Origin of the sequence: Faecalicatena contorta, from assembly GCF_021531995.1 — a bacterium.
Classification (GTDB): Bacteria; Bacillota; Clostridia; order Lachnospirales; family Lachnospiraceae; genus Dorea_A; species Dorea_A contorta_A.
The window spans coordinates 1-6,133 of sequence record NZ_JAFBIZ010000145.1; the positions used below are offsets into that span (position 1 = coordinate 1).

7 protein-coding genes and 2 pseudogenes are annotated in these 6,133 nt (G+C 39.3%); 5 read left to right on the forward strand and 4 right to left on the reverse strand.

What is annotated here, in order from left to right:
• Positions 1 to 234: 234 nt before the first annotated feature.
• A pseudogene (locus tag JQM82_RS14000) lies at positions 235 to 456 on the reverse strand (HNH endonuclease); the annotation flags it as partial.
• A gap of 639 nt (positions 457 to 1,095) precedes the next feature.
• Here JQM82_RS14000 and JQM82_RS14005 point away from each other — a divergent pair.
• Positions 1,096 to 1,449: a hypothetical protein gene (locus JQM82_RS14005; protein ID WP_235251015.1), complete on the forward strand. Its 354-nt coding sequence runs from the start codon at positions 1,096 to 1,098 to the stop codon at positions 1,447 to 1,449.
• 133 nt (positions 1,450 to 1,582) lie between these two features.
• Here the strand turns inward: JQM82_RS14005 and glsA are convergent, their stop codons facing one another.
• Positions 1,583 to 2,533, reverse strand: a complete 951-nt coding sequence (gene glsA, locus JQM82_RS14010) for a glutaminase A (RefSeq protein WP_028087161.1) — start codon at positions 2,531 to 2,533, stop codon at positions 1,583 to 1,585.
• A gap of 310 nt (positions 2,534 to 2,843) precedes the next feature.
• Here glsA and JQM82_RS14015 point away from each other — a divergent pair.
• Positions 2,844 to 3,353 (forward strand): annotated as a pseudogene (locus tag JQM82_RS14015) (tyrosine-type recombinase/integrase); the annotation flags it as partial.
• Positions 3,354 to 3,401: 48 nt separating this feature from the next.
• On the opposite strand, the gene JQM82_RS14020 reads toward JQM82_RS14015, so the two are convergent.
• Positions 3,402 to 3,962, reverse strand: coding sequence for a restriction endonuclease subunit S (locus JQM82_RS14020; protein WP_235251016.1), 561 nt, complete (start codon positions 3,960 to 3,962; stop codon positions 3,402 to 3,404).
• A 53-nt stretch (positions 3,963 to 4,015) separates the two neighbouring features.
• Between JQM82_RS14020 and JQM82_RS14025 the strand changes: the two genes are divergently transcribed.
• The 3 genes from JQM82_RS14025 to JQM82_RS14035 are packed head-to-tail and all read left to right on the forward strand — an operon-like array spanning position 4,016 to position 5,142.
• Positions 4,016 to 4,390, forward strand: coding sequence for a hypothetical protein (locus JQM82_RS14025; RefSeq protein WP_235251017.1), 375 nt, complete (start codon positions 4,016 to 4,018; stop codon positions 4,388 to 4,390).
• Positions 4,368 to 4,625 (forward strand): HD-GYP domain-containing protein, encoded by a 258-nt coding sequence (locus tag JQM82_RS14030; RefSeq protein ID WP_235251019.1) that lies wholly within the window; start codon positions 4,368 to 4,370, stop codon positions 4,623 to 4,625. Before JQM82_RS14025 ends, JQM82_RS14030 begins: the two co-directional genes overlap by 23 nt.
• A complete protein-coding gene (locus JQM82_RS14035) occupies positions 4,609 to 5,142 on the forward strand; it encodes a GGDEF domain-containing protein (protein ID WP_235251020.1) in 534 nt (177 codons plus the stop codon). Before JQM82_RS14030 ends, JQM82_RS14035 begins: the two co-directional genes overlap by 17 nt.
• Before the next feature lie 249 nt (positions 5,143 to 5,391).
• On the opposite strand, the gene JQM82_RS14040 is transcribed toward JQM82_RS14035, so the two are convergent.
• Positions 5,392 to 6,133: ATP-binding protein (locus tag JQM82_RS14040; RefSeq protein WP_328284223.1), on the reverse strand; the 742-nt coding region annotated here is incomplete at its 5' end.

Sequence of the window (6,133 nt, forward strand, 5' to 3'; positions counted from 1 at the left end):
ATAATAATCATTTCACGATTTGTCAATGGATTTTCAGTGAGCTACCCCCATCTTCCATTTCGCGACTGCACACGCAACACCCACCCGCCGTTCTATAGAAGACAGGCCTGTAGAGATTTCGATACCCCCTACGTCGTCCTCACAAGCTTCATATCTCTCGCTTTCATGCAAGCACAAAAGCTCGCTCATTCCGCTGCTCGTCCTCTTCCCACGAAGCCTGCTTCGTGGGAACCCTTATTTCCAACGATCTCCACGCTTCGCATGAATTTGTGAATGACACGGCTTGCACAACGCAATCAGATTACTCCGATCATGTGTGCCACCTTCACTCAACGGCTTCTTGTGATGAATCTCTTCCACCGGAACTGCAAGTCCACGTTCAAAACACAGCTCACAGAACGGATGCTCCGAAGCATACTTATCACGTATTCTCTTCCATGCACGACCATAACGACGTTACATAAAACGAAACGCTGAGAGGCATTTTTACAGCCCCCTGATGAAAATTTTTTTATTTTTTCGGTTAATTGAATATTTGAAAACAAAAAAACACTCACCTATTCCAGGTGAATGCCTTATCAAAATTTCCTTATTTTGTTGTCTATGACGCTTATTCAGATATGCCTGCATATCTGCTAAAATGTAATTGCCAGCAATTATATTTTCACGTGGGTATGGGGACGTAATCCCCATCAAGTCCGCTACTCGTAAGTAATACAAAATTGTCAAAATGACAATACTGTAATACACGGGTGGATCTTGCTCTGGTTGTAACGTATTAAATTATACAATAATAGGCCCAAATGGGCACTTTCACCATTCGAGCCTATATACTATATGTCTTTTGGATAATAGCTTAAAAAATAGCTGTCTAGACGGTATGTTTTTATCGCAGAATTGATTTTATGGAAAACGATGTCAATTTGTTAGCTTTCATTGCAGATTTGTTTTAATATCTATTCTCTGATAATTCTCATTATGAAAAGCATGGTTCTGAGGAAGTTTGCATTGATGATAAATTGCCTTTTGAAATTCCAAGAAATTGGGAATGGTGCTACCTAGGCAATGTTGCATTTGTAACTAAGTTAGCAGGATTTGAATATACAAAATAGCAAGTTTACCTCCACAATCGGCGGCGAAAAGATGACAAAGCTCGGAAGAATATCAAACGGTGCACTAAATGCTCTTCAAAGGAATCCCAAAGATCAGACCGAGGTCAATACATTCAGCCGGCGAGTTGCAAGACAAGTACTTATTTATCTGGAAAGTGCAGATAAAAATGCAAAACCGCGCTATACATTCGGCAATGGTGCGATTCCTACCGGGAACAGCAGACCAAGCAACTATTTTAAGAACAAACCGACTTCAAAAAATATCCTTATTCAGATTTTCCATACGAAAAAAGGAAAAGTCGTTGCAATCAATTTTGGAAAAATGGATACATGGTAACCATGATTGCAGGAAAAGAACCAACCATTGTTAAAGATGGAAATTGTCTTCCATCCTCTGAAAAATAAGCGGATAAAAGAAAAGCGACACTGCAAAACCACATGCTAAGGGAGTTCTGCAGTATCGTCTTTTTTTATTCTTCTACCTTCCACTCTCTGGTATCAAAGATGTGAAGATGCAGTGCTTCTGAAATATATCCCAACAATTCGCAGCCTGCGATACAGTTTCCTTTTTTATCAAGAGACGGTCCGTAGATCCCGATTCCCATTTTCTTTTTCGATACGCTAAGCAGGCCGCCGCCGACTCCGCTCTTAGTCGGAATTCCTGTTCTTAACGCAAATTCACCTGATCCGTCATACATCCCGCAGGTGAGCATAATGGTCTGTACCATCCGTACAGTCTGAGATGAGATCAGACGTTTTCCGGTAGATAATTGCACTCCGTCATTTGCAAGCAAAAGACCGAACATTGCCAGATCTCTTGCATTTACCGACATGGAACACATCTTTGTATAAAAGGTAACACTATCTTCTACATCGGTATCAATGATCTCCTTACTTTTTAAAAGATAGGCAATCGCCTTATTTCTTGCGCAAGTCGCCATCTCAGACTGAAATACAGCTTCGTCTACTGCAATCTCCGGATCTTCACATACGTCCTGCATATACTTCTGCATATCTTCGATGGAATAGTGGTTTACAAGCAGGCTCGCAACCGTGATTGCTCCAGAATTGATCATCGGATTAAAGGGCCGGTTACTTCGGTTATCCAGTTCTACCAGTGAGTTAAAAGCCTCCCCTGACGGCTCCACACCAACATGATTAAACACAAACTCTGCTCCAAATGTTTCCAGTGCCAGACACAGTGCCATTACTTTGGAAATGGACTGTATCGTAAATCTATCTTCTGTATTTCCGGTCTCAAATTGATTGCCGTCTATTGTGTAAAGGCAGATTCCCAGTTTATTCTTATCTGCCTTGGCAAGCTCCGGAATATACGATGCAACACTTCCATACCGGATCACACCTTTTCCGATACGGATGGCATTTTCCAGTATTCTCATAACCTCTTCTGATTTCATCATATTCTCCTTTTTCGCTCAGTCATAATCCCCTTACAACTGCTATTTCCTAAGTACTAAGATACATCATTTTCCGGCTTCAATCAACCACCATTTTTTGCTGAAACCCGACGGAATAAGATAGACAAAAAAGTGCCCGCATTGTATATTATTAGTAGTTTGAAACTGGGGAATATGCAAAGGGAAAACGTATCATGAATCTAATTTCACAATACAAAGGTCTTAGAAAAGAAAACTATGTCTTATGCTTCGGACGCTTTGTGACGGCCATGGGGGCAATGGTCCGTCCGATGCTGACGATGATCTTAAGCCAGAAGCTTGGGATGAATGTCTGAAAAAGGATGATGAAATGTTTTGGTACTTCGTAATTCGTTTCCTTGCCGCCACGGGAGCCAGAGTCAGTGAATTGATTCAGATCAAGGCTGAACATGTTAAATTGGGGCATCTTGACTTATACTCCAAAGGTGGAAAATTACGTAGAATCTATATTCCTAAAGAATTGCAAAAAGAAGCCCTTCCTTGGTTGACTGAAAAGCAACAAGAAAGCGGCTTCATTTTTTTGAACAAGTATGGCGAGCGTATTACCACTCATGGCATTTCTGGACAACTGAAAAAATTAGCAGTAAGATATAATATCAATCCGGTGGTTGTATATCCTCATTCATTCCGGCACAGATTTGCAAAAAGTTTCTTGGAACGTTGTAATGATATAGCGTTTCTTGCTGATCTCATGGGGCATGAAAGCATTGAAACTACCCGTATTTATCTCCGCAAAACATCCACTGAACAACGTGAAATTGTAGATACGATTATAAACTGGTAATGGGAAAGGCATATACTTTGGATTATTTTGAAGTGTATGCCTTTTGTCTTACAAGAATTCAATTCTTGAAAATATACGAGAAATGCTATTAACAATTCTTTTTTGCTCTTGTAATGGAGGAAGTGGGAATATAAAATGTTTAAGTTTTTCTGCATTTATATTAGATTGCCCTATTGCATCACTCCGGACATTTTGGCAATAAATCCAGTAATACTGTGATTGCATTACGTAATTGAGGTAATCACTCTCGATTAAAATTGGATGCACACGCACTAAATATCCGGCATAAATGGCTGGAATTTCACCTTTATAGATTGCCACCTTTCCAACTAACTCTTTGCTGTTAGTTCGGTTGAATAGTAGATCATTATACTCTAATGGATATTTTTTGATTTCTTTTAAATCAGAGGTATAAACTAACTTATCCAATACGATTCGTCCATTTTGTAAATTCCCCATTCTTAACACAGCAATTTTTCCGATTGAAGAAGATTTTTGTGAGGAACCATACTGGATATTGCTACACACTTCTCCAACAGATGTCCACGCCCAACTCTCCGGAATCTCAAACGGAATCTCATCGTCAATACAACGCTCAATTCCGTCCAACTTCTCATAATGAGAATTATCCCTTCTACTACATACTTATAAGCATTATCCTTATGTGGTTCATCGGCATTCAATTGTTCGGACCGGATGAACGGGATGCCGGAGCGAAGCCAGAGAACATCATTTATTCCGGCACGTTTACCTGGAAAAAACCAGATGGCAGCAGTGAAAAAATCTCTGTACCCGGTCATTATGATGTCTCGCCGGAAGAATCGATGGTGATCACCACAACACTACCTGAAGACTTCCGGGAGAGTACCCTGGCGATTCGTTCTTCACTACAAGATATCAGTTTCTATATCAACGGAGAACTTCGCACAAAATATGATACCAGCGGTCATAGAATTTTTGGCAAGGCAAAAACAAACAGAACAGATTTCTCTGCAATTAATGCAGACTTTATCTATGACACTGGATGCCAAGGATGAATACACCCGTGGACATTCCCACCGAGTTGCCGAATACGCCGCGTTGATTGCAAGTGAACTGGGTTGGAAGAAGGAAGATATCCGACATTTAAAACTGGCTACACATCTACATGATATTGGAAAGATCGGAATTCCTGATTCCATTTTAAACAAACCGACCAGATTGACACCGGAAGAATACAATGTCATTAAAGAACATACGGTAATCGGTGCTGAGAATGAGGAACCGCGGTGAGAAACTGGTGGCACAGCTTATGCAGGAGCATGATGGCTGTCTGATTTTCCTGGATATGGATAATTTAAAGAAGATTAACGATATTTATGGACATAAGGCCGGTGACCGGGCACTTCGATTACTTGGTCATCTGTTGTCTGAAGAAATCCGGCCTGCAGGTTCAGGCGACAGCGACTCCATCATCTGTCGACTTGGCGGCGATGAATTTCTGCTGTTTGTTCCTGATGTTTCGGAAGAAATGATTTCTGAAATCATGAAGCAGCTGTTGCAAAAATTCCAGGCAATCAAATCTGAGGATCCTGAGCTACAATATACTTCCATTTCTGCTGGTCTCTGTCTGACAGAAAAAGGGAATTCTTTCGTAGAATGTTATACCAAAGCAGACAAGGCGCTTTATTATGTCAAACAGAACGGAAAAGGTAATTTCTTTTTCTATCATCAAATGGAACAAAACACTCTGTCCGATTCCGTTACAGACAAAGATCTGGCACTGGTTGCCGGCGCTGTTCGAACCTGATAAAGACCAGATACCACAAATTATGGAACGTATTTTCCTACAGTATTATAAATTATATAATAAAAGTAACTCTGTAAATTTCATTCCAAAATACGATTATATTCCAATGACCAAAGGCAATGGGATAAAAGAGGATAAAACCGGTGAAGATTAATATCAAAAATGGTAACGGCTATAAATCAGTCGTTACCATTTTTTGTGCCTCTAATTATTGAAAGATTGTGTAATTTGAACCCTCTATGTTCTCAATCACTTAATGATATATTTTGTTCCTCTGCCTTTTCCTTCAACTGCAATCACACCCTTTTTCTCCATAGCTTTCAGTAATTGTGTTGTTTTTGATTTGCCAAATGAGACATATGGTGCAATTTCACTTATTGGTTTCAGTATCGTCTTACTTAAAAATTTGTAAATCACTTTTTCGTCTTCGGTTAAATTGACATTCGTTTCAAATATCGGTAGTACAATTTTTATAGCATTTTCTGACACTTCAAATTCTGGTTTTATCAAACTCTCTGCATACAGTTGTTTGATTCGTGTAATTCCTGTTCCAAATATCTCTACTAATCCCAGTCTGTAAAATACATTTGCAAGATTTCTATTTCTTAAAATAGATAGTTTACCTGATAAATATTCTTCTGCCGTTATTCCAGCCGGCAATCCACCAGGAGACACTACTTCTATTCTATCATCAAACATAGAAACTCTGATGTGTGAATTAATATCCCATACCCTATGAATCAAAGCATTTGCAATTGCTTCTCTGAAAGCTGCTTCCGGTATTTTCTCTACCATCTTTCTGTCAGCCCCCTGTATTACTTCATATTGGTAATAATCTCTAAATACAGCAAGTGCTTTTTCATATATTTCTAAAACCGATATATGTTCAAACGTTACTCTTTTTTGAATAATACTGATATTCTCACCGAACTTAACAATATCAATTCCTGAAAAATGATTTTTATCTGCCAAAAGTCCCGCTGCATTATTA